Origin of the sequence: Bradyrhizobium sp. BEA-2-5, assembly GCF_032918025.1 — a bacterium.
Lineage (GTDB): Bacteria > Pseudomonadota > Alphaproteobacteria > Rhizobiales > Xanthobacteraceae > Bradyrhizobium > Bradyrhizobium pachyrhizi.
In genome coordinates, this window is the sequence record NZ_CP136629.1 from 3,575,865 (window position 1) to 3,599,462 (window position 23,598).

23 protein-coding genes are annotated in these 23,598 nt (G+C 64.3%); 9 read left to right on the forward strand and 14 right to left on the reverse strand.

What is annotated here, in order from left to right:
• Window positions 1-86 precede the first annotated feature (86 nt).
• The 4 genes from RX327_RS16500 to RX327_RS16515 form a co-directional block, all read right to left on the reverse strand.
• On the reverse strand, window positions 87-1,223 hold the full coding sequence (locus tag RX327_RS16500) for a muconate/chloromuconate family cycloisomerase (protein WP_244482430.1): 1,137 nt from the start codon (window positions 1,221-1,223) through the stop codon (window positions 87-89).
• Between the two features lie 109 nt (window positions 1,224-1,332).
• The gene (locus RX327_RS16505; protein WP_317250849.1) at window positions 1,333-2,202 is read right to left on the reverse strand and encodes an intradiol ring-cleavage dioxygenase; all 870 of its coding nucleotides are present in this window, start codon (window positions 2,200-2,202) and stop codon (window positions 1,333-1,335) included.
• Window positions 2,203-2,273: 71 nt separating this feature from the next.
• Entirely contained in the window at window positions 2,274-2,798 is a 525-nt protein-coding gene (locus RX327_RS16510) for a flavin reductase family protein (RefSeq protein ID WP_050386166.1), read from the reverse strand.
• The gene (locus RX327_RS16515) at window positions 2,795-3,412 is read right to left on the reverse strand and encodes an FAD synthetase (RefSeq protein ID WP_244482429.1); all 618 of its coding nucleotides are present in this window, start codon (window positions 3,410-3,412) and stop codon (window positions 2,795-2,797) included. The genes RX327_RS16510 and RX327_RS16515 overlap by 4 nt, the downstream gene beginning before the upstream one ends.
• 253 nt (window positions 3,413-3,665) lie before the next feature.
• Here RX327_RS16515 and RX327_RS16520 point away from each other — a divergent pair, with 253 nt between their 5' ends.
• Both RX327_RS16520 and catC read left to right on the forward strand, forming a co-directional pair.
• Window positions 3,666-5,243 (forward strand): 4-hydroxyphenylacetate 3-hydroxylase N-terminal domain-containing protein, encoded by a 1,578-nt coding sequence (locus RX327_RS16520; RefSeq protein ID WP_050386165.1) that lies wholly within the window; start codon window positions 3,666-3,668, stop codon window positions 5,241-5,243.
• 87 nt (window positions 5,244-5,330) lie between these two features.
• Window positions 5,331-5,621, forward strand: coding sequence for a muconolactone Delta-isomerase (gene catC, locus RX327_RS16525; protein WP_028334230.1), 291 nt, complete (start codon window positions 5,331-5,333; stop codon window positions 5,619-5,621).
• 22 nt (window positions 5,622-5,643) lie between these two features.
• On the opposite strand, the gene RX327_RS16530 is transcribed toward catC, so the two are convergent.
• From RX327_RS16530 to RX327_RS16545, 4 genes are all read right to left on the reverse strand, one after another.
• Window positions 5,644-6,234, reverse strand: a complete 591-nt coding sequence (locus tag RX327_RS16530; RefSeq protein ID WP_317250850.1) for a TIGR02281 family clan AA aspartic protease — start codon at window positions 6,232-6,234, stop codon at window positions 5,644-5,646.
• 25 nt (window positions 6,235-6,259) lie between these two features.
• Entirely contained in the window at window positions 6,260-6,463 is a 204-nt protein-coding gene (locus RX327_RS16535; RefSeq protein ID WP_028334232.1) for a DUF1289 domain-containing protein, read from the reverse strand.
• Between the two features lie 256 nt (window positions 6,464-6,719).
• Complete coding sequence (locus RX327_RS16540) at window positions 6,720-8,327, reverse strand: HAMP domain-containing sensor histidine kinase (protein WP_317250851.1); 1,608 nt, start codon at window positions 8,325-8,327, stop codon at window positions 6,720-6,722.
• A gap of 296 nt (window positions 8,328-8,623) precedes the next feature.
• On the reverse strand, window positions 8,624-9,496 hold the full coding sequence (locus RX327_RS16545; RefSeq protein ID WP_239623007.1) for an NAD(P)-dependent oxidoreductase: 873 nt from the start codon (window positions 9,494-9,496) through the stop codon (window positions 8,624-8,626).
• Window positions 9,497-9,696: 200 nt separating this feature from the next.
• On the opposite strand from RX327_RS16545, the gene RX327_RS16550 reads away from it, so the two are divergent.
• The 7 genes from RX327_RS16550 to RX327_RS16580 all read left to right on the forward strand — a co-directional run bounded on the left by RX327_RS16550 (window position 9,697) and on the right by RX327_RS16580 (window position 16,892).
• Complete coding sequence (locus RX327_RS16550; RefSeq protein WP_317250852.1) at window positions 9,697-10,134, forward strand: VOC family protein; 438 nt, start codon at window positions 9,697-9,699, stop codon at window positions 10,132-10,134.
• 57 nt (window positions 10,135-10,191) lie between these two features.
• A complete protein-coding gene (locus tag RX327_RS16555; RefSeq protein ID WP_317250853.1) occupies window positions 10,192-11,322 on the forward strand; it encodes an Mrp/NBP35 family ATP-binding protein in 1,131 nt (376 codons plus the stop codon).
• A gap of 220 nt (window positions 11,323-11,542) precedes the next feature.
• A complete protein-coding gene (locus RX327_RS16560) occupies window positions 11,543-11,779 on the forward strand; it encodes a hypothetical protein (RefSeq protein WP_028334236.1) in 237 nt (78 codons plus the stop codon).
• A gap of 308 nt (window positions 11,780-12,087) precedes the next feature.
• Window positions 12,088-13,176, forward strand: a complete 1,089-nt coding sequence (locus RX327_RS16565) for a TRAP transporter substrate-binding protein (RefSeq protein WP_239623010.1) — start codon at window positions 12,088-12,090, stop codon at window positions 13,174-13,176.
• A gap of 240 nt (window positions 13,177-13,416) precedes the next feature.
• Entirely contained in the window at window positions 13,417-14,505 is a 1,089-nt protein-coding gene (locus RX327_RS16570; RefSeq protein ID WP_317250854.1) for a TRAP transporter substrate-binding protein, read from the forward strand.
• 381 nt (window positions 14,506-14,886) lie between these two features.
• Complete coding sequence (locus RX327_RS16575) at window positions 14,887-15,561, forward strand: response regulator transcription factor (RefSeq protein WP_317250855.1); 675 nt, start codon at window positions 14,887-14,889, stop codon at window positions 15,559-15,561.
• A 2-nt stretch (window positions 15,562-15,563) separates the two neighbouring features.
• Complete coding sequence (locus RX327_RS16580) at window positions 15,564-16,892, forward strand: sensor histidine kinase (protein ID WP_317250856.1); 1,329 nt, start codon at window positions 15,564-15,566, stop codon at window positions 16,890-16,892.
• Between the two features lie 33 nt (window positions 16,893-16,925).
• Here RX327_RS16580 and RX327_RS16585 read toward each other — a convergent pair whose 3' ends face one another.
• The 6 genes from RX327_RS16585 to RX327_RS16610 form a co-directional block, all read right to left on the reverse strand.
• A complete protein-coding gene (locus RX327_RS16585) occupies window positions 16,926-18,206 on the reverse strand; it encodes a M20/M25/M40 family metallo-hydrolase (protein WP_028334241.1) in 1,281 nt (426 codons plus the stop codon).
• Window positions 18,207-18,423: 217 nt separating this feature from the next.
• On the reverse strand, window positions 18,424-20,025 hold the full coding sequence (locus RX327_RS16590) for a TRAP transporter large permease subunit (RefSeq protein WP_317250857.1): 1,602 nt from the start codon (window positions 20,023-20,025) through the stop codon (window positions 18,424-18,426).
• Complete coding sequence (locus tag RX327_RS16595; RefSeq protein ID WP_028334243.1) at window positions 20,022-20,561, reverse strand: TRAP transporter small permease subunit; 540 nt, start codon at window positions 20,559-20,561, stop codon at window positions 20,022-20,024. The genes RX327_RS16590 and RX327_RS16595 overlap by 4 nt, the downstream gene beginning before the upstream one ends.
• 342 nt (window positions 20,562-20,903) lie before the next feature.
• Window positions 20,904-21,938 carry a GTP 3',8-cyclase MoaA gene (gene moaA, locus RX327_RS16600; RefSeq protein WP_317250858.1) on the reverse strand — a complete coding sequence of 345 codons (1,035 nt, stop codon included), beginning with the start codon at window positions 21,936-21,938 and terminating at the stop codon, window positions 20,904-20,906.
• 256 nt (window positions 21,939-22,194) lie between these two features.
• On the reverse strand, window positions 22,195-22,680 hold the full coding sequence (locus RX327_RS16605; protein WP_317250859.1) for a hypothetical protein: 486 nt from the start codon (window positions 22,678-22,680) through the stop codon (window positions 22,195-22,197).
• Between the two features lie 161 nt (window positions 22,681-22,841).
• Window positions 22,842-23,522 (reverse strand): HAD hydrolase-like protein, encoded by a 681-nt coding sequence (locus tag RX327_RS16610; protein ID WP_317250860.1) that lies wholly within the window; start codon window positions 23,520-23,522, stop codon window positions 22,842-22,844.
• Window positions 23,523-23,598: the final 76 nt, after the last annotated feature.

Consider the following 23,598-nt stretch of genomic DNA (forward strand, 5'->3'; position numbering starts at 1 on the left):
GCGCACGATCGAGACGATGGTTCCGACGCGAAGACTGGGCGTGGGTCCGTGGATTGTCAATTGTCCGCGGGAACGACGCCATCCGGCTAGTCCTTCCGGGCGACGGCGCGGATCTTGTCCTCGTCGACCTCTACGCCGAGACCGGGGCCATCAGGAGCGCAGATCTCGAACTCGTCGAACCTGATCGGGTTGACGACCAGATCCTCCACGAGGATTCGCGGACCGAAATGCTCGGTGCCCCATTCGAGCCTCGGCAGGGTGGCGAAGGCGGCGAGATGCGCCGCCGCGCCGATGCTGCTCTCCAGCAGGCAGCCGCCATAGAGTTCGAGCCCGTGGGCGGCCGCGACCGCAGCGGCGCGCTTCATCTCGAACAGGCCCCCGCTCTTCACGAGCTTCAGCGAGTAGACGCTGCCGCAGCCCATCGCGCCCGCGCGCGCGATTTCCTCCTTGGTGAAAGCCGCTTCGTCCACCAGCAGCGGAATCGAGGTGCGGGCCGCGACACGCGCCATCGCTTCCAGTTGCAGCGCCGACACCGGTTGTTCGATCAGGGCCACATCCAGCTCCTCCAGCGCCGGCATGAAGCGGATGCATTCGGCCTCGGTCCAGCCCTGGTTGACATCGACGATCAGGCGCACCTCGTCGCCGAGCCCGGCGCGCAGCGCTTGCAGCCGTTTCAGATCGACCTGCGGCCGGTTGAAGCCGAACTTGATCTTGAACTGGCGGTGTTCGCGGCGCCGCAGCTTCTCCCTGGCTTCCTCGACCTCCTGGCCGCTGTCGCCCGACGCCAGCGCCCAGATCACCTCCATGCGCTCGCGCACCGCGCCGCCGAGCAGGGCGCTGGCGGGCAGGCTGAGCGTCTTGCCGGCGGCGTCGAGCAGGGCGGACTCGATGGCGCCCTTGGCGGCGAAATTGCGGGTGGCGGCCTTGCTCATGCGCAAGGCATTGGCTTCGAAGGCGAGGGCAGGCTGTCCAAGCAGCGCCGGCGCCAGATAATTCGTGACCGCGGCCTTGATCGACTCCACGCTCTCCTCGGCCCAGCGCGGCCCGCCGAGCGTCGAGGCTTCGCCGATGCCCGTCACGCCGTTGTCGAGCAGGACGCGCACCAGCACGTAGCCCTGATGGGTGACCTCGGTGTTCGAGAGCTTGTGCCGGCGGCGGGTCGGCGCCTCCACGATGGTGGCGCGGATACTGCGGATCGCAGTGTCCTTTGCGTGAGCCTGCACTCGCTCCACGGGTTCGGCGATTTCGATCACGGCACGACTCATATGTCCTCGCAGGTCAGTTCACAGTGAGCCCTGCCAGGCTGATGGGCCTGGCAGGACGTAACGGGTACTACTCGGCTGCGACGAGCCGTTCGACAGCGGCTTTCTTGAGCTTGAAGTCGAAGTTGAGAACCAGATCGGTGTCGGCGCCGGCGGGGGCCTTGGCGAACTTGCCGATCAGGCTCTGCTTCACGGCGAACACCGAGTTGTTGTCGAGGTACTTGGTCTCGGAATCGTAGATCTGCGAGATCAGCGATTGATATCCGTCCTTCGCAAGCATGAAATGGATGTGGCCCGGACGCCAGGGATGGTGGCCCATATATTTCAGCAGCTCGCCGCCGGCGCCGTCATAGGGGATCGGGTAGGGCTCGGGGCGGAGCGCCACGAAGGCATATTCGCCGTTGGCGTCGGTCGTGAAGCGTCCGCGCAGATTGTAGGCCGGCTGTTCCGGATCCTGCAGGTCGTAGAGGCCGTTCGGCGCGTCTTCCCAGACGTCGATCGTGACGCCCTCGATCGGTCGCCCCGCCGTGTCGCTGATGCGCCCTGAGACCTTGACGGTCTGCGCGTTGTCGAAGGTCTTCTTGATGATGGAGGCGCCCTTGGGCAGCACCGGCGGGTTTTCCCGGTAGAACGGCCCGAGCACGGTCGACTCGCTCTCGCCGTCGGTGACCCGGTGATCGAGCATGTCGACCAGCACCTCGACGCCGAGGATGTCGGCGATCAGGATGAACTCGTTGCGCTTCTCGTCCGAGATGTCGCCCGCGCGGCGCAGGAATTCGCATGCGGCGAACCACTCGGCGAAAGTCAGGTCGACCTCCTTGCAGAAGTCGTGCATGTGGCGGATCAGGCTTGTCATGATCTGACGGTTGCGATCCGGAATGTCCTTCGAGAGCGCGGCGATCACGTGGTCGGTGATGGTGTCCTTGTTGACGTTCAGCATGGTCGTTTCCTCCTTTTCTTGCAGTTTGCTCAAACTTGCATCCCCGTTTTCGGGAATATCGGTTGCTGGCCTCACCAGACAAATTCGTAAGCGGCATTCTCCAGCGTCACGGGCGCGGGGTGCGGGTCGGCAAGGCCGCCGAAGCGACCGCGGAAGAACAGCAGCGGCTTCTTGCTGGGCTCCAGCGACATCTCGCGGACCTGGCCGAGGAAGATCGTGTGGTCTCCGGCGACGATCTCATCGGCGAGATCAGTCACGAAGTATGCCGCCGCGCTGGCGATCACAGGCAGGTCATTGCGGCGCTCGAAGACGTTGCAGAGGTCGAGCCTTGGCTTGCCGGCGAAATGCCAGGCGAAATCCTCCATGCCCTCGGCGAGGATGCTGACCGCAAAGCGGCCGGTCTTCTGGATGTTGCACAGCATCTTCGCGCTTTTCGCGATCGAGATCGCGACCAGCGGCGGATCGAGCGAGACCGACATGAAGGCGTTGGCCGTCATGCCGTGATCGCGGCCCTCGCAATGCGTCGTGATGATGGTGACGCCGGTGCCGAACTGGCCACAGGCATTGCGCAACTCTCGCGGATCGATGGCGGTCATTGGCTTGCGACCTCGAGTTGGGCCAAACCGGATCGGTTGGCCGGTGGCGCGGTCACGATATCTCGCCAGTTTTCCAGCGTCGCCGCGGCGGCGGCAAGGCCGGATCGTCGCAAGGCGCGAATCCGGCTGCTGGAGACGATCTCGCCATTGCCGCAGCGCACCGGCGGCAGGATGCGGGTGTTGAAGTGCTGCCGCAGCAGCAGGGCGGTGCCGCCCTTGCAGGACCCGAAGCGGAAATCCTCGCCGACGATGACTTCGCGTGGTCGCAGAAGCTGCAATTCGGTGAGGAAATCGAGCGCGGTGCGCCGGACGTAGATCTGGTTGAAATCGGCGACGACGACGTGGTCAGGCGCGAATGTTGCGATGCGCTCCAGCTTTTCGCGAAGCGAGATCAGCGGCTCGGCCTGGCCGAAATACACTTTTGGTGGCGGATCAAAGGTGTAGACCACGGCTGCAATGCCGCGGCGCCGCGCTGCCGCGATGGTCTGCCGCAGCAGTTCCTGATGGCCGCGGTGGACGCCGTCAAATGCGCCGATGGTCACGACACAGGCGTCGAGGGCCAATTCCCCATCGCGATGGAAAGCGACAGCGCTGCTGTCAAAACCCTTGCCCATGGTTCGCTCCCTTGCCGTGCTGCATTAGCTGCGGCGTTGCGCCGGCCGAACGATCCTTGCCGTCCGGTCCGTGCTATCGAGTCATAGCCCGAGCCGGGCCGGTCTGCGCGGTATGGTGTGATACCTTTCGCCCGCTCCGGGTGAGCGCGTAGCGTTTCCTCCGATGTCACGCCGTCCAAGAGCGTGACGAGATGGTCTTAGGGCCGGTGCGGCAAGCGCCGCCGGTCCAACGACACAAGCGGAGGAGAAACCCATGACTACAGCAGCTGCCCTGCGGGCCGACGTGCCAGCGTCAACCACCAGCGTCTATACCGGTGCGGAATTCCTGGACAGCATCCAGGACGGCCGGGAAATCTACATCTACGGCGAGCGCGTCAAGAACGTCACCCAGCATCCTGCCTTCCGCAATTCAGCGCGGATGGTGGCGCGCTGGTATGATCGCTTCCATGAGAAGAAGGATCAGATCGGCGTCCTGACCGACACCGGCTCGGGACAGCTGACCCATCCGTTCTTCCTCGGCTCGAAAACGGCCGACGACCTCGTCAAGGGCCGCGATGCGATCGCCGAATTGCAGAAGGTTGCGTTCGGCTGGATGGGCCGCTCGCCGGACTACAAGGCGTCGTTCCTCGGCACGCTGGGAGCGAATTCAAGCTTCTATGGCGATTACGCCGGCAATGCGAAAAAGTGGTACGCCCGGACCCAGGAGCGTCTGGACTTCTGGAATCACGCCATCGTCAATCCGCCGATCGATCGCGACCGCGCCATCGAGGAGGTGCGCGACGTCTTCATGCATGTCGAAAAGGAGACCGACGCCGGCCTGATCGTGTCGGGCGCGAAGGTGGTGGCGACCGGCTCGGCGCTGACGCACTACAATTTCATCGCCCACTACGGCATTCCGATCAAGGACAAGTCGTTTGCGCTGATCTTCACGGCGCCGATGGATGCCAAGGGCATCAAGCTGATTGCCCGCTCGTCCTACGAATTCACCGCGGCGGCGACCGGCTCGCCGTTCGACTATCCGCTGTCCAGCCGCTTCGACGAGAACGACTCGATCCTCGTGTTCGACAAGGTGCTGGTGCCTTGGGAGAATGTCTTCATCTATGGCGACGTCGACAAGATCAACCAGTTCTTCCCGGCCTCGGGCTTCATCCCGCGGTTTACGCTGCACGGTGTGACGCGGCTTGCCATCAAGCTCGACTTCATCGCCGGCCTGTTCTCGATGGCGGTCGAGGCGACCGGGTCAAAGGACTTCCGCGGCGTGCAGACGGCGGTGGGCGAGGTGATTGCCTGGCGCAATCTATTCCACGGCATTGCCGACGCGATGGTGAAGTCGCCGATCGCCTGGCAGGGAACCGATGGCTACAACCTGCCCAACCTGAACTACGGGCTGGCCTATCGCGTGTTCGCGCCGATGGCCTATCCGCGGATCAAGGAATTGATCGAGCGTCATGTGGCGAGCGGCCTGATCTATCTGCCGTCGAGCTCGGCCGATCTGGAGAGCGAGGCCATCCGGCCGTATCTCGACCGCTTCGTGCGCGGCTCCAACGGCTATGCCGCGATCGACCGGATCAAGCTGCTGAAGCTGCTCTGGGACGCGGTCGGCTCCGAGTTCGGCGGCCGGCATGAGCTCTACGAGCGCAACTATGCGGGCAATTACGAGAACCTGCGCGTCGAGACGCTGATGGCCGCGAGCGCCACCGGCGACCTCGGCGCCATGCAGGATTTCGTCCGCAATTGCATGAGCGACTACGACGTCTCCGGTTGGACGGCGAAGGACCTCGTCAACCCCGACGACATCAACCTCGTCAGCCGCGGTTTGGTGCAGGGCTGACGATCTGTTAGACGGATCAATGGAGCCGCCACAGTTGCGTGGCGGCTCCACGCCGTTCCATCTTGTCGTAGAAGGAGTTCACTTGTCATGCTGTTCCACGTCGAAATGGATGTGCGGATTCCGCACGATCTCCCGGTCGAGAAGGTCGACGCGCTGAAGGCTGCGGAACGCGTCCGCGCCATGGAGCTGCAGCGTACGGGGGCCTGGCGCCATCTGTGGCGGGTGGCGGGGCGCTACGCCAATGTCAGCATCTTCGACGTGTCCGGCGCGCAGGAATTGCACGACATCCTGTCCAGCCTGCCGCTGTTTCCGTTCATGGAGATCGAGGTCACGCCGCTGTGCCGGCACCCGTCGTCGATCCACGACGACGATCGATAGCGGTGGGGCAGGCGCCGTCGCGCTAGTCGACGGCCGTGCGCGCGCGCCGGTGGCGGCTTGAGGTGCTGATGCTGCCGGTGACGTCGGGGTAGCCGGTCAGGCTCAGTGTGTCGGCGCGAACGCCCCAGCTCTCGAGCCGGTCGAGGAAGCTCATGCCGAGCAGGTTGGTCTTCATCTGCCCGCGCTGCACCACCAGCGCCGGCACCGACTTCTCCACGAGATGGCCGACGGCGAGACGGTCGAGCGTGAGCCGGGCCGCCTTGGTGTGGCCGCCCGCGGTCTCCAGGTCGACGTCATATTCGAGCATCTCGAGCGGCAGCCCGATTGCTTTCGCGGTTTCCCAGGTCAGCACCACCGATGTCGCGCCGGTATCGATCACCATCGGTGCGGTGACGCCATTGATCTTCGCACGCAGCGTGAATTCGCCGCCCTGGCCGCGCGGGATCTGAACCGCGGGGGCGGAGCTGGAGGTCGAGGCTGAGGCGGTGATGCTGCGGCCGAAGATCTGGGTCAGATTCTCCCTGGCGCGGGCGATCTGCTCGGGGTCGCCGTAGGCAACAACGGCGCCGGCGGTTGCCATCAGCAGCACGATGACGAGGAGGATACGGGTCACGGCGCAACTCCCGCCGCAGCGCCGATCACGCGCGCTTCGGACGCGGCTCCATGCGCTCGAGCCCAGCCTCGGCCATGCGCGCCGGCAGCGTCGCCATCACCGACAGCCGCTCCGCGCGGTCCATCTTGTGCCAGCGCGCGATCTCCGGGAGCGTGCGGCCACAGCCGAAGCAGAGCTTCGTCCTGGGGTCCATCATGCAGACTGCGATACACGGCGTCTCTGAGCTCATTGTTCAAGTGTTGAACGGTTTCGGCGGCCAGTGCAAGCCGGCTGGTGTGGGATGCTGCATCACGCCACGGCTTTTTGTCGCGAGCATGGTCCTGGCGCGAACGCCTTGGGTTTATTGCCGAAGCGTTTTCGAGCGAAGTGGATATCAGTTCGCGTGAAGAAAACGCGTCAGAACCAAAATCTAGAGCCCCGTTCCGAATCCATCGGAACGGAAAGGGCTCTAGCGATAACCGCGTCACGATCTTCCGCGACATGCTCTACAATCCGGTGCCGGCACTCATGATCGACTTGCGGCGCACGCGTTTCCGGTCGGCGCCCATCGCGGGCTCGACGGGCTCCGGCGGCTGCATCGGCGGCGCTTCTTCAGTCATCGGCGCCAGCGCACTCATCACACGCTCCGGCGGGAAGGTGACGATCACCTCGGTGCCGATGCGCAGCTTCGATTTCAGCGTGAACGTGCCGCCATGCAGGTCGATCAGATTCTTGGCGATCGGCAGGCCGAGGCCGGCGCCCTGTTCAGCCGACTTGATCGAATTGGAGCCCTGGCCGAACGAGGCCAGCACGACCGGGATCTCGTCCTCGGCGATGCCGCTTCCAGTATCCTTGACGCTCAGATATTGTCCGCCAGAGGCGGTCCATCCCGCCTTGAGCCAGATCTCGCCGCCCTGCGGGGTGAACTTGATCGAGTTGGAGAGCAGATTGAGCACGACCTGTCGGATTGCACGCTCGTCGGCCCAGAGCCGCGGCATGGCCTGCTCGAACACTTCGTGGATGGTGATGCCGCGGCTCGAGGCACGCAGCTTCATCAAATGATGGCAGTCGGCGACGATGCCGACCAGCGACACCGCTTCCTCGTTGAGTTCGTAGCGGCCGGCTTCGATCCGCGACAGATCGAGGATCTCGTTGATGAGGTTGAGCAGGTGCACGCCGGAATTATGGATGTCGGCGGAATATTCCTTGTAGACCGGCACCGCGTGCGCGCCGAAGATCTCGCTCTTCATCACCTCGGAGAAGCCGAGGATGGCATTCAGCGGCGTGCGCAGCTCGTGGCTCATCTGGGCGAGGAAGCGCGACTTGGCGACGTTGGCGGCTTCGGCACGGTGGCGCGCTTCGTCCGAGATCGCCTTGGCCTGTTCCAGCTCGCCGATCAGCGCGTCCTTCTCTGCGCGCGCTTCCAGCGTCGCCAGCGTGGTCGAATGCAGGCGGTGCGCGAGCAGGGCAAAATAGCCTTCGGCTGCAAGTGCGAGCAGTGCCAGCACGTAATTGTCGAACGCGCCGTTGAGCACGAGGTCGAGCGCGATCCCGACCGTCACCGGAACGGTCGCGGCAAGGGCTGCGATCGGCAGGTTGGCGGCGAGCATGCTCGATACTGCGATCACCAGCAGCATCAGGAACATCATCAGCGTTTTGGAGGCGAGGTCGCGCCCGGCGGGGTGGATCAGGATCGCGGTCCAGCACAGGCCGTAGAGCAAGTCGAGCAGCACGAAGCGGGTCCGCCATTTGCGGGTGACCGCGACGGAGGTCGGTTCGGCGAGGAAGCGGGAACAGCTGCGGATGATGGCGAGATGGACGCAGAGGATGCCGACCGTCCAGGCGCCGGCCACGATCGGCTTCATCCAGAGGCCGAACAGCACGCCGGTGGCTACCACCAGCAGCATCACGACATAGGAGGCGGACAGCCGCGTCTGGGCGTATTGCCGCAGCATCTCGGCGTCGAAAGCCGGCCGGGTTCCACTGGTCGACGTTAACTTGTCCCGCGCCTCGCGCACCCGCTGCGCGGCGACGCGCCGGCTGTTCACCGGCACCGTCACCTGAGGTCCTGCCGGAAGCGCTACAACTTCAGGCTTTTCTGCGGGATTACTCATCAACAACACAAATCCTGCCCACGAACCGCGCGGGCTTTTTGCATTGTCTATCTGTGACGCTAAATCATTAAGCGTTGCCTTAAAGAGCTAAGGAAAAGCGTAAACGGGAAGTTAAATTAACTTTTGCGCGGGGGTCCCGCTGTTGTGCGAGGGCGGGTGCACATGCGCACGCCGGGTCTGACAATGCCATGTTCTCATGGCCGGGCTTGTCCCGGCCATTTACGTCTTGCTTCTCGTTGGATCCAAAGACGTGGATGCCCGGGACAAGCCCGGGCATGACGAGATGGTGGGAAGTGTTACCGCTGCAGACGGGCCAGCAGGCTCGACGTATCCCAGCGCTTGCCGCCCATCTTCTCGACCTCGGAATAGAACTGATCGACCAGCGCGGTGACAGGCAGGTTGGCGCCGTTGCGGCGGGCTTCAGCGATCGCGATCGAGAGGTCCTTGCGCATCCATTCGACCGCGAAGCCGAAATCGTACTTGTCCTCGTTCATGGTCTTGTAGCGATTTTCCATCTGCCAGGACTGCGCGGCCCCTTTCGAGATGGTCTCGATCACTGCGGCGACGTCGAGGCCGCTCTTTTTGGCGAAGTGGATACCCTCGGAGAGACCCTGCACCAGACCGGCGATGCAGATCTGGTTGACCATCTTCGTCAGCTGGCCGCTTCCGGCGGGCCCGAGCAGTTTGCACATCCGCGCATAGGCGCCTGTGATGATCGGCTCGGCGCCCGAATACGCGTCCTGCGCGCCGCCGCACATCACCGTCAGCACGCCGTTCTCGGCGCCAGCCTGGCCGCCGGAGACCGGGGCGTCGACGAATTTGAAGCCAGCCTTGGTGGCGGCTGCGTCCAGCTCACGCGCGACCTCGGCGGAGGCGGTGGTGTGGTCGACGAAGGTCGCCCCTTTCTTCATTCCGGCGAACGCGCCGTCGGGGCCGATCGTGACCGCGCGCAGATCGTTGTCGTTGCCGACGCAGCACATCACGAAATCCTGGCCTTCGGCGGCGGCCTTCGGGGTCGCTGCGGTCTTGCCGCCGAACTTGTCCGCCCATTCCTTCGCCTTGGCCGCGGTGCGGTTGTAGACGGTGACCTCATGGCCCCCTTTTTTCACGAGGTGTCCGGCCATGGGGAAGCCCATCACGCCGAGACCGAGGAAAGCGACTTTAGCCATCTGTGGTACCTTGTGATTTGCCGTGGTGATCGCCCTTCGCCTGCCGGCAAATTCGCGGCGGGCGGGGCATTCCGTCCATGGAAGGAGCCGCACCATACCCCCTGTGCAGCGGAGGGCAACGGCCTTGGTGGGATGGCAGAAGGCGGTTTTGTGCTAGGATTGGCCCACCAACGAACTTCACAAAAAAGGGAGTGTATCGCATGGGCATGAGCGTCGGTGTGCTCGATCATTTCAATATCCGGACCCGGAATCTCTCCGCCACGGTGCGGTTCTATGAGGACATTCTGGGCCTGGAAAAGGGCGCGCGGCCGAACTTCGCGTTCCCCGGTGCGTGGATGTACAGCGAAGGCAAGGCGGTCGTGCATCTGGTCGATATTTCGGCGACCGACGAGGCACAAAAGCCCGACTCGGGCGTCGTCCATCACGTCGCCTTTGCCAGCCAGGGCTTCGATGGGATGCGGCAGCGGCTTCAGTCCAAGGGGATGAAGTTCGAGGCCCGCGAGGTGCCCGGCGGCGATCTCTGGCAGATCTTCGTCCACGACCCCAACGGCGTCATGATCGAGCTGAATTACGAGGCCGCCACGGAAGGCGGCTCGGCCGCGCCGGCCGAGCGGCGGGACGACGTCGGAGCGAGGTAGCCTTTTGCGCTGCAACGCTCTATGGGTCGGTCTCTTGAACTTTCCAGGAGATGCGCGGTGAGCGTGACGCAGCAACAGGTTCTCGATTGCCTTGCCAAGGTGATGTCGCCACGCGGCACGGCCTTGACCAACGCCAATGTGCTGTCGGCGATCACGGTCACCGACGGCAAGGTGTTCTTCTCGATCAATGTCGATGCCGCCGAGGCCCGCGCCTGGGAGAGCGTGCGCGCGCAGGCCGAGAACGCCGTGCGCGCCATTCCCGGCGTCAGCGTCGCGATGATCGCGTTGACCGCCGAGCGTAAGGCGGGCGGGGCGGCACCGGCGCCGCGGCCGGCCGGCGGCGTCCCGCCGGCGTCCGCCCATCGCCATCCACATCCGCCCGGCGGGCAATCGCCGATGGCTCGGCAGGCCGAGATCCCCGGCATCTCCGCCGTCATCGCCGTCGCCTCGGGCAAGGGCGGCGTCGGCAAGTCGACCACCGCGCTCAATCTGGCGCTGGGCCTGCGCGACCTCGGCCTCAAGGTCGGGCTGCTCGACGCCGACATCTATGGCCCGTCGGTGCCGCGCCTGACCGGTCTGCGCGACAAGCCGGAGCTGAACGACGAGCGCAAGATGATTCCACTTCGGCGTTTCGGCCTCGCCATCATGTCGATCGGCTTCCTGGTCGAGGAAGAGACCGCGATGATCTGGCGCGGTCCCATGGTGATGTCGGCGGTGACGCAGATGCTGCGCGACGTCGAATGGGGCAAGCTCGACGTGCTGGTCGTCGACATGCCACCGGGCACCGGCGATGCCCAGCTCACGCTGGCCCAAAACGTGCCGCTCAAGGGCGCCGTGATCGTCTCGACCCCCCAGGACCTGTCCCTGATCGACGCGCGGCGGGGCCTTGCCATGTTCAAGAAGGTCAACGTGCCTGTCCTCGGCATCGTCGAGAATATGAGCTACTTCCAGTGCCCGCATTGCGGGACCAAGTCGGACATTTTCGGCCATGGCGGGGCGCGGCACGAGGCCGAAAAGCTCAAGGTGCCATTCCTGGGCGAGATCCCCCTGCACATGGCGATTCGTGCCACTTCGGATGCCGGTAATCCCGTGGTCGACAGCGAGCCGGACGGCCCTCATGCGGCGATCTACCGCGCCATCGGCGGCAAGGTCCGCGAGCAGCTGCAAGGCGTCATCGCGGCAGCCTGAGCCTGCGCTGCTGTCCCGCTGGGCCGATTGGCCGCGAAGCGTCGGGAGCGCGGCGGCTTTCTTCACAGGCCCGTGCCGTTGGTGCCTTTGGACGATTGCTGAATCGGTTCCGGCCTGTATGTTTATGCAGGAGTGGCCGAATCGTACCATCCTTCGATCAGCGGAAGGCGGCCGCGGGTGAAGCCAAACTGCGGGAAGGGGCCGTGAGGCGACCATCGACATGGCAGCATCACGCGAAGCAAACAAACAGCACCGCAAACATCTGACGCGGGAGAAGCGCGCAGAGGCCTCCCGGCTTGCGTTCAACATGGCCAAGAAATCCGACTCGATCGGCGAGGCTGCCGAGGTGATCGCCAAGACGTATGGCGTCAGCAAGACAACTGCGCAAAGCTGGATCCGGCGCGGGCGGTATTTGGCTGATCAAGCCAAGAAGGCGCGAGAGACGACGCGGCGCTGATTGCTCCGGTAACCCCCGGCGGTTGAGAGCGGGCCGGACGGCCCGCACGCGGCGATTTACCGCGCGGTCGGCGGCAGCTCCGCGGCCACCTGCCAGGCGTCATCGTCGCTGCCTGAAGGCGCATTTTCCGGCTGATTTCCAGCCTCATCAGACTTTCGTTTAATTGGCGCGGTCATGCCATTGTCGCGTTTCCGTGAAGCCACCTTCCGTGTTAAAGGGCCGACCAGAGCGCCTCGGCAAGCCTTCACGCGCCTGCCGGAGAGCTGCTTGCGGTCACTGGGAAACGCCCCTGAAGGAGAAGTCTTAAGATGAAGCGTCGTGATTTTCTGAAAGTGTCGGCAGCAGGCGCGGCGGCGACCGCAGTGGCCTCGCCGGCGATCGCGCAGTCCTCGCCCGAGGTGAAGTGGCGCCTGACTTCGAGCTTCCCGAAGTCGCTCGACACCATCTATGGCGGCGCCGAGCAGGTGGCGAAGTACGTCGCCGAGATGACTGACAACAAGTTCCAGATCCAGGTGTTCGCCGCCGGCGAAATCGTGCCCGGCCTACAGGCGCTCGATGCGACCTCGAATGGCACGGTCGACATGTGCCACACCGTCTCCTACTATTACGTCGGCAAGGACCCGACGTTTGCGATCTTCGCCTCGGTGCCGTTCGGCCTCAATGCGCGCCAGCAGAATTCCTGGCTCTATCAGGGCGGCGGCAACGAGCTCGCCAACGAGTTCTTCAAGAAGTCGAACGTGATCGGCTTCCCCTGCGGCAACACCGGCACCCAGATGGGCGGCTGGTTCCGCAAGGAGATCAAGACCGTTGCCGATCTGTCCGGCCTCAAGATGCGCATCGGCGGCATCGCCGGCCAGGTGCTCCAGAAGGTCGGCGTGGTGCCGCAGCAGCTCGCCGGCGGCGACATCTATCCGGCGCTGGAGAAGGGCACCATCGACGCGGCCGAATGGGTCGGCCCCTACGATGACGAGAAGCTCGGCTTCGCCAAGGTCGCCAAGTACTACTACTATCCGGGCTTCTGGGAGGGCGGTCCGACCGTCCATGCCTTCGCCAACCTGGAAAAGTTCAATGCGCTGCCGAAGAGCTACCAGGCGATCCTCACCAACGCGACGGCCAACGCCAACACCTGGATGGCTGCGCGTTACGACATGCAGAACCCGGCCGCGCTGAAGCGGCTGGTCGCCGGCGGCACCCAGCTTCGCCCGTTCACCAACGAAGTGCTGGAAGCCTGCCTCAAGTCGACCAACGAACTGTGGGCCGAGATTTCGGCGAAGAACGCCGACTTCAAGAAGTCGATCGACGCCATGCAGGCCTACCGCTCCGACGAATATCTGTGGTGGCAGGTCGCTGAATATACCTACGACAGCTTCATGATCCGCTCGCGCACGCGCGGCTGATCTGCATCTAGCCTTTTGGACGAGCGTTCGCGCGACGCGAACGCATTGCCCGGCCTCCGCAAGGAGGCCGGGTTTTTTGCGTCTGGCATTCGTGAAGGGGATGTTCCATGCTCGCATCCGAAGCCTCGGCACGAAGGCGGCGTGTGATCGGTCACCGGTCATGACGGCAAAAAGAAAAGCGGCGCGACGATCGAAAGCAGTCGACGCTCGGACAACACAATCGAACAGGGCAGGATTCACATGAAGAGAAGAGACTTCATCAAGGTCACAGGACTTGGTGCGGCCGGCGCCGCCACGCTCGCGGCTCCCGCGATCGCGCAGTCGATGCCGGAAATCAAATGGCGCATGCCGACGAGCTGGCCGAAATCGCTCGACACGCTGTTTGGCGGCGCCGAGATGATGTGCAAGATGGTCGCGGAGGCCACCGACAACAAATTCCAGATCCAGACCTTCGCGGCCGGCGAGATCGTGCCGGGCCTCCAGGTGCTCGACGCCGTGCAGAACGGCACCTGCGAAATCGGCCACACGGCGTCCTACTATTATTTCGGCAAGGACCCGACCTTCACCTTCGGCTCGGCCGTGCCGTTCGGTCCCAACATGCGCATCAACCAGGCCTGGTACATGCTGGGCGGCGGCCGCGACGTGCTCAACGAGTTCTACAAGAGCTACAACGTCGTCTCGCTGCTCGCGGGCAACACCGGCTGCCAGATGGGTGGCTGGTTTCGCAAGGAGATCAAGACCGTCGACGATCTCAAGGGCCTGAAATTCCGCGTCGGCGGCTTCGCCGGCAAGGTGATGCAGAAGCTCGGCGTCGTGCCGCAGCAACTCGCCGGCGGCGATATCTATCCGGCGCTGGAGAAGGGCACCATCGATGCGGCCGAGTGGGTCGGTCCCTATGACGACGAGAAGCTCGGCTTCTACAAGGTCGCGCCGCACTACTACTTCCCCGGCTGGTGGGAAGGCGGACCGATGCTGATGGCCTTCGTCAACCTCGACAAGTGGAACGCGCTGCCGAAATATTACCAGAGCGTGCTGGAGCAGGCCGGCCACTACGCCAACAACTACATGATGGCACGCTATGACAATGCCAATCCGCTGGCGCTGAAGAAGCTGCTCGCGGGCGGCACCAAGCTGCGTCCGTTCCCGCCTGCGGTGATGGAAGCTTCCTTCAAGGCCGCCAAGGAGCTGCATGCCGAGGTTTCGGCGACCAATGCCAACTTCAAGAAGGTCTATGACTCGCTGACCTCGTTCTCCAACAACGGCTATCAATGGTTCCAGGTCGCCGAGGTCGGCTACGACATCTTCATGGCGCGCCATTCGCAGGCGTGATTGCTGTACGTTGGACAGGAATCAGCCTCGGAGCGAAAGCGCCGGGGCTTTTCCATGCCGCGATCACGGCCGCGGCGCGACTTGCGAAGACGCATGACCGTCCATCGCTGGCCGTGGCGGCAGCTGCCAGTTCTCGATCTCCGGGCGCGAACGTGCAATCCGTTATGTTATCATGGCTAGCTGACGTCAGCCTTACACGGGCGCAATCAAAGGCGCCTGGCGTAGATTTTGATTCAGCGGGTAGGCGGTATCTGTTTTCAGGGCAGTAACACTAGCTGGAGCAACATGCGCTTGTGTCGCCATCGAGACGTCACCTTCGCATGCGTCTTGTTTTGACGACAGCAAGCGGAAAATCGATCGAATGAGGACTGGATTGCTGCGATGCGCCTTCTGATCGTCGAGGACAATGCCGAGCTGTCGCGGCTGCTCGCCAGCGGGCTGATGGCGGCGGGATACGAGTCCGATGTCGTCAACAGCGTTGCCGAGGCGCGCGACGCGCTGCGCAGCGTCAGCTATGCCGCCATGATCCTCGATCTCGGTCTGCCCGACGGCGATGGCTTGTCGGTGCTGTCGGAGCTTCGCCGCAAGACCGATCCGCTGCCGGTCCTGGTGCTGACAGCCCGCGGCGGCTTGCAGGACCGCGTGACCGGCCTGCGCAGCGGCGCCGACGACTATCTCGCAAAGCCGTTTGCGATGGAGGAGCTGGTGGCGCGGCTGGAGGCCATCCTGCGCCGGCCCGGCCAGCTGCTCGGCCGCTCGCTCAGTCTCGCCAACCTCGTCTACGACACCGAGAGCAAGCAGGTGTTCGTCGACGGCGCTCCGCACGTGTTCTCCGCGCGCGAGAGCTCGGTGCTCGAGATCCTGCTTCGCCGGCAGGGGCGGGTGGTGCCGAAGAAGAACGTCGAGGACCACATCTTCGGGCTCGAAGGCGAGGTCGCCTCCAACGCGGTGGAAGTCTACGTCTCGCGGCTGCGCAAGCAGCTGGCTGAACACGGCGCCAGGGTGGTGATCCACACCATTCGGGGCGTCGGCTATCTCATGACGGAGGAGAAGTAGGCGTGTTCCGCTTCAAGTCGCTGACGTCGCGGATCGTGTTCCTGCACATTGTGGCGGTCGCGGTCGCGGCGATCTTCCTGCCGCTGCTGCTGTTATGGCTGTTGAATTCGGAGATAAATCAGCTGCATCGCGAAGCGATGCGCGACCAAGCCGCCGATCTCGGCCAGAACCTCTCGGTCGATGCCGCAGGCAAGGTGCAGCTCAACCTGCCGGACAGCCTGAAGGGACTCTATTCCGACGCCTACGGCCGATACCGCTACGACATCTACGATGCCGACGGTCATCTGCTGTTCTCGTCACATCGCGAGGCGCCGCGACTGCCGGTGTCCGCCAACCGGATTTCCGGTGCCAGCGTCACCAAGCTGCTCGGCGGCAAGACGGTCCGCATCCAGGTTGCCGAGGATCTCGCGCACCGCGACGTCATCATCGACGACATCGTCTCGAACTTCTTCCGGCGGGTGGGGTGGATCACCATTCCGATCCTCCTGGTCCTGCTCGCCACCGACATTATCATCTTCCGCCGCGCGATTGCGCCGCTGTGGAGGGCCTCGGAGGAGGCCAGCAATATCGGCCCGGCGCGCACCGATATCCGCCTGCCGACGGCGCAGATCCCGCGCGAGATCATGCCGCTGGTCACGGCCGTGAACCAGGCGCTCGATCGCCTCGAGGGCGGCTTTCGCGTGCAGCGGCAGTTCACGGCGGATGCCGCGCATCAGCTGCGCACGCCGCTCGCGATCCTGCGCACCCGGATCGAGACGCTCGATGCGGCCAAGGGGACCAGGGAGCTGCATGTCGACATCGAGGCCATGAGCCGCCTCGTTGCCCAGTTGCTGGAGATCGCCGAGCTCGACACGTTGGTGCTCGATCCCGGGGAGACCACGGATTTGCGCGCGGTCTGCGCCGAGGTGGTCGGTTCGATCGCCCCGTTCGCGATCGCGCAGCACAAGGACATCGCGTTGCGCGGCACCGACAATCCGGTGCAGGTCAGGGGCAATGCGGAGATGCTGCAGCGGGCGATCTTCAATCTGGCGGAGAACGCCATCAAGTACACCGCCGAGAGGACTTCGGTCGATGTCGAGGTGCACGACAACGGTTCGGTGCAGGTGCGCGACTGCGGGCCGGGGATTGCGCCCGCCGAGCAGGGCCTGATCTTCCAGCGCTTCTGGCGCGCCGACCGCCGGCGCAGCGACGGCGCGGGACTGGGACTCTCGATCGTGCGCGGCGTCGTCGACGATCACGATGCGACGGTAAGAGTGGAGAACCTGCCGTCCGGCGGCGCCCAGTTCACGCTGCGCTTCCGCCTCGCCAAGGCGGAGCCGGCGGCGTCCTGAGCCGGCCCGCGAACGTGCCGCGGCCTTGCCGGTCTACTTCACCTTGCCGTCGGACAGGTCCATGATCATGCGCGTGGTCAAATAGAGGCGCGGCACGATGCTGTTGATCTGCACGTATTCCGCATCGTTGGAGTGCGCGCCGAAGCCCGACAGGCCCATGCCTTCGACCACGGCGCCCTTGGTCTTGAGGGCGGCAAACGCCGCGTCGGTGCCGCCGCCTGTGGCCCTCTCGGCGACGTTCAGCGACAGGCCCAGCTCCTGGTAGATCGTCTTGCCGTGGCCGGCGACGCGGCGCGAGGCGTCGGTGGTCTCGAGCGGCGGGCGGCGCACCTCGAACTTCACGTCCACCCTGGAGTCCGGCAGCAGGCGATTCTTGATCTTGTCCTGCAAGGCCTTCTCGAGCTCGTCGAAATCCGCCACCTTGAGCGCGCGCGCATCGGCCTGGGCGGTGGCTTCGGCGGGGATCACGTTGCGGTTGGTGCCGGACTTGGACACTGTCCAGTTCAGCTTCAGACCCTGCTCGGGCTTGGACAGGTCCTTCATCTGCAGCACCTGGTGCGACAGCTCATAGAGCGCATTCACGCCGCCTTCGGGCCTGGCGCCGGCATGCGACGACTTGCCGTGCACCGTGAGGTAGGCCGAGCCGATGCCGCTGGTGGCGAGACGCAGCGTGCCGTCGGTGCCACCGCCCTCGAACGAGAATACGGCATCCTGTTCCGCGGCGAGGCGGGTGATGGTGCTGCGCCAGCCGGGCGAAGAGATCTCCTCGTCGCCATTGATGAGCACCGTGAGCGTGCCGTAGTTCCTGAAGTTCAGCTTCTGCAGCAATGCCACGGCGTGGAGGATGGTGGCGACGCCCTGCTTGTCGTCGGCAATGCCGAGCCCATGGGCCTTGTCGCCATCGATGCGGAAGGGTTGGTCCTTCAGCATGCCCTTGAGATACACCGTGTCCATGTGCGCGATCAGCATGATCTTCGCGCTGCCGGTGCCCTTGAAGACGGCCTGCACGGCGGGACCGATCTTCTCGGGCGTGTCGTCGAGGCGGTAGATATCGGTGGTCTGCAGGATATCGACCGTGCCGCCGAGCTGCTTGAGCTGGCCGGCGATCCGCTCGGCGAGCTGGTTCAGACCCTCGATGTCCTTGCTGCCGGATTCGATCTGCACGAGGTCGCGCAGGGTGTCGAGCAGCGGCTGCTGTTCCTGTTGCGCCAGCGCGCGAATGTCGGCTGCATGCGCTGCGGGCGCGGCGAGCGCCAGACCAAACGACAGCATCAGCGGGCGAATGAGCGAGCGGGCGGGATGCAGTTGGGGCATGGCGGCGATCTGTGAGTTGGAGGACGATCCGTATCCCCGTCTTCACAGGCCGCGCCGGTGCCGTCAACAGCGGCGTGCCTCGCGCCCGCAAGAGCGTTTTCGGGCGAAGTGGACACCGGTCCGCGTGAAGAAGGCGCGCCAAGACAAGAATCCAGAGCTTCGGTTCTGATTCAATCAGAACCGAATGCTCTAGGCGCGCCGAATGCGCTGATGCCGGCTACTGCTTCGGCTGGCCGAAGTCCAGCGGCGGAAGGTCGATCTGCGGCACCTCGATCTTGACCTTGTTGAGGTCGACATCGAGCGGCTTGTCGAGCAGTCCGGTGACGACGACCGGGAACGCGATCACCAGCGCCACCATGATCGCCTGCAGGCCGATCCACGGCATTGCGCCCCAGTAGATGTCCGAGCTCTTCACTTCCTTCGGCGCCACGCCACGCAGATAGAACAGCGCGAAGCCGAACGGCGGATGCATGAACGAGGTCTGCATGTTGACGCCGAGAATGACGCCGAACCAGATCAGCGCCGCGTCGGGGCCGACCACTGGCGCCAGCACCTTCTGTGCGATCGGCGCGATCATCGGCAGGATGATGAAGGCGATCTCGAAGAAGTCGAGGAAAAACGCCAGGAAGAAGATGAACAGGTTGATGAAGATCAGGAAGCCCCAGACGCCGCCGGGCAGCGAGGTCAGGTGGTGCTCCAGCCAGGTGCCGCCGGATACGCCGAGGAACACCACCGAGAAGCAGGTCGAGCCGATCAGGATGAAGGTGACCATGCAGGTGATCCGCATGGTGGTCTCGTAGCCCTGCTTGATCAGGTCGCGCAGGTCCGGGATCCTGACGGCCTCGAGGCAGATCCAGACCACCGCGGCGTAGGTGATCGCGAAGGCGAGCTTGAAGATCAAGTTCTCGCTGTACAGCATAGCGATGATGGTGCCGATGCCGCCGGCGATCACGCCGACGATCAGCACCTTGTTGCCGGTGGCGCTGAAATCCTTGTGGTGGATGGCGGCGAGCACGATGGCGCCGACCGCGCCCATGGCGCCGGCTTCCGTCGGGGTCGCAAGGCCCATCATCATGGTGCCGAGCACGACGAAGATCAGCACCGCCGAGGGGATGATGCCGAGCAGGCACTTCTTCCACAGCGCCCAGCCGGTCAGCGTGCGCGCCTCGATCGGCACCGCCGGCACATGGCTCGGCTTGAAGATGCCGAGCACGAAGGTGTAGCCGGCGAACAGCAGGATCTGGAACACCGATGGGCCCCAGGCGCCGAGATACATGTCGCCGACCGACTTGCCGAGCTGGTCGGCCATCACGATCAGGACGAGCGAGGGAGGGACAAGTTGCGTGATGGTGCCGGAGGCGGCGAGCACGCCGGTGATGTAGCGGATGTTGTAGCCGTAGCGGATCATCACCGGCATCGAGATCAGCGCCATCGCGATCACCTGCGCCGCCACCGTGCCGGTGATGGCGCCGAGGATGAAGCCGACGATGATCACGGAATAGCCGAGGCCGCCGCGGATCGGGCCGAACAGCTGGCCCATCGAATCCAGCATGTCCTCGGCGAGCCCGCATCTCTCCAATATCGCGCCCATGAAAGTGAAGAACGGGATCGCCAGCAGCAGTTCGTTGGACAGCACGCTGCCGAAGATGCGGCCCGGGATCGCCTGCAGGAAGTTGAGGTCGAAGAAGCCGAGATAGATCGAGAGGAACCCGAACGACAGGCCGACCGCGGCGAGCGTGAACGCCACCGGATAACCGATCAGCATCGCTACGATCAGGCCGCCGAACATCAGTGGCGGCATCATCTCCAGCGTGATCATTGAGTCGGCCTCTCATACTTCGCGTCGATGGTCACGTAGCCCTGCAGCGCGGCGATCCGCTTGATCACCTCTGAGACGCCTTGCAGCGCAAGCATCACGAAGCCGGACGGGATAACGAACTTGATCGGCCAGCGCAGCAGGCCGCCGGCGTTGCCGCTCATCTCGCCGACCGCATAGGCCTGGTAGAAGAACGGCCAGGACAGATAGGCGAGCAGGAGGCAGGCCGGGATCAGGAAGAACAGCGTTCCGATCAGGTCGAGCCAGAGCTGGCCGCGTTCCGACAGCATCAGATACATGATCTCGACGCGGACATGCTCGTTGCGCTTGAAGGTGTAGGAGGCGCCGAACATCACGAGGATCGCGAACATGTACCACTGCGCCTCGAGCCAGCCGTTCGAGGAGTAGCTGAACGCGTAGCGGATCATGGCGTTGCCGGCGCTGACCAGGCACGAGATCAGGACCAGCAGGTTGCAGATGTAGCCGATCTTCTCGTTGAGTTGGTCGATGGCCTGACTTAATGCCAACAATGGGCGCATCACGATCTCCACGGCCGCGCCATCCGCGCGCCGAATATCTCTTCAAGCATCATCTGGCCGCCGCGCGCATGCGCACGGAGCCACGGCTCACTTTCAGGAGCAGTTGCAAACGTTCGTCCTCCCCCGAAATCCGCTTCAGCCGTTCTTGGCTGCCGGGGATCGTCGGCAGGAGCCGACGGAGGGCAGCGGCCTATGCTGGCCAGACTAGCGTGAAAGCTGATTCACCAAATCAGCGCCGTGGAACGTCGTCAATCGGAAAATGGACAAATTGACGCCGTGGCAAACTGTTGTCCCGCCTTGGTAATCGGGGGACAGGCCGCGCGTCGGGAGGAAGCTTGAAGACTAGCCGCCGGTCACGCTCATGTGGCGGCTGACGCTGGGGCGGTCGTGGCGGCGGTCGATGATGAAATCGTGCCCCTTGGGCTTCAGCCCGATGGCGCGGTCGATCGCATCCGCAAGCAGCAGGTCATCGCTCGATGCACGCAGAGGTTTGCGCAGATCGGAGGCGTCCTCGTGGCCGAGGCAGGTGTGCAGCGTCCCCGTGCAGGTGATGCGCACCCGGTTGCAGGATTCGCAGAAATTATGGGTCATCGGCGTGATGAAACCGAGCTTGCCGCCGGTCTCGGCGACGCTGACATAGCGGGCCGGACCGCCGGTGTCGTCGGACAGATCGGTCAGCGTGTAGTGCTTCTCGAGCCGCGCGCGCATCAAGGACAGGGGTACGTACTGATCGATCCGGCCTTCGCCGATCTCGCCCATCGGCATGACCTCGATCAGCGTCAGGCCCATGCCCTTGCCGTGGGCCCAGCGCATCAGTTCCGGCAGTTCGTCCTCGTTGAGGTTCTTCAGGGCGACGGCGTTGATCTTCACCGCGAGTTCCGCCGAGCGCGCCGCCTCGATGCCTGACAGCACCTTGTCGATGTCGCCCCAGCGGGTGATGGCCCGGAATTTTACGGGGTCGAGGGTGTCGAGCGAGACGTTGACGCGGCGCACGCCGCAATCGGCCAGCTCCTGGGCGAAGCGCGCCAGCTGCGAACCGTTGGTGGTCAGCGTCAATTCGTCGAGTGCGCCCGTGGTCAGATGCCGCGACAGCGAGCGCACCAGCGTCATCACGTTGCGGCGGACCAGCGGCTCGCCGCCGGTGAGCCGCAGCTTCTTCACACCCTTGGCGATGAAGGCCGTGCAGAGCCGGTCAAGTTCCTCCAGCGTCAGGAGGTCGGCCTTGGGCAGGAACGTCATGTCTTCCGACATGCAGTAGAAACAGCGCAGATCGCAGCGGTCGGTGACCGAGACGCGCAGATAGCTGATGGTCCGCCCGAACGGATCGGTCATCGGACGAAACAGCGTGTCGGAATGCGCTTGCGTGGATCCGTTCATTCAGTTCGGGCCTTGCAATCTGTTTCCTGCCTGCCGCGCCGTGACCGGCTCCGGCATCCGCAATCTATGCATGTTGGCGCGTTGTCACAATGCGTCCCAAGGGATGATCGTATGGATGATCCGCAACATGCAAAGCGATAGGCGAAGCATATCACGCGATGCATGATCGCAATCGCGGATGTGCCTCCACCAAATACAAAAACCCCGGCTTTGGGCCGGGCTCTTGTGCAATGCAAATCCGGTGCAGCCGCCTTCGCTAGCGCGACGGAGCCGCGGCCGGCGCCGGCGCAGCCGCGCTCGGGGCGGGGAACGCGGAGTCCGGAGCGGCGGCGGGAGCCGCTGCGGCAGCCGGCTTCGGCTTCCTCTTCCGTATCGGCTTCTTCGCCGCGCGCGGGGGCGGGCCGGCCGGTTGCAACTCGGCGAACACCGGACTCGGATCCAGCGTCGTGGTGGCCGGCGTGGTGAAGTCGCCGGGAACGCGGGTCACGGTGACCGGAACGGTCGCCGGCTGGAACTTCGGCATGTTGAAGGTGACCGAGAAGTTGATCTCCGGCGCCGGGATCGACACGGTGCAGGGCGTCTTGCAGCCCGGTCCGAGCGAGGTCACGGCGTCGGCGCCGGGCGGGTTCGAATCCAGCTGTACCGGCATCGGCGGCGGCGCCGACTTGAACGAATCCAATGAGAAGGAGGAGCAGCCAGCCAGGCTCAGCCCGGCGGCCGCAATCACGATGATACGACGCATGATCCACACTCTACTGCGGCAATCAGCCACAATCCCCGGAGCGGACCATAGGTGCGTCGGAACAGAGGCGCAACAGCAGGGGCCCTGCTCGTTAAAGGATGGTTAATGGCGGAATCGCATGGCTGAATATTGTCAAGCGATATCAGTGTGTTGCGGAAGGTCTATGCCGCGTTCAGGCTGGCGACCGCGTCCGGCAGATCGCGCATATGGCTGATCAGCCGGTCCGGCTTCAGCTCGGTCATCGGGACGTCGGTATAGCCAAAATCGACGCCGATCACCGGGACCTGGGCGCGCCTTGCCACCCCGACATCGGGGCCGGCATCGCCGACCATGATGGCGCCGGGCAGCCGGCCGCCGGCGCGGGCCACCGTCTCGCGCAGGAACGTCGGATCGGGTTTTGCGATGCCGAACGTATCGGCGCCGCAGATCGCGGCGAAGCGCTTGGTCAGGTCGAGCTGGTCGAGCAGCCGCCTCGACAGCCATTCCAGCTTGTTGGTGCAGACCGCGAGGCGATGGCCCTTTGCCTCGAGCCGGTCTAGCGCGGCCTCGAGCCCGTCGAACGGGCGCGAGCCATCGGCGATATGTTCGGCATAATAGTCGACGAAATCCGCGGTCAAGCGGTCAAGGTCACCGACGCTGACCGCGCGTCCTTCCACCTCCAGCCCGCGCTCGATCAGCTTGCGGGCGCCGGCGCCGATCATGTTGCGGGCGGAGGCCATCGGCACTGGCGGCAGGCCTTCGCGGTCGAGCACGTAGTTCAGCGCGGTGATCAGGTCGGGCGCCGTATCCACAAGCGTGCCGTCGAGATCGAAGACGACGATGGGGGGAGAGGAGGCGGACATGATGCTTTTGGCTATCGGGCCAGGCGCTGCGATGCAAGAGTAGATGTGGGCAGGTCATGAAATAGGGGCGGCAGAG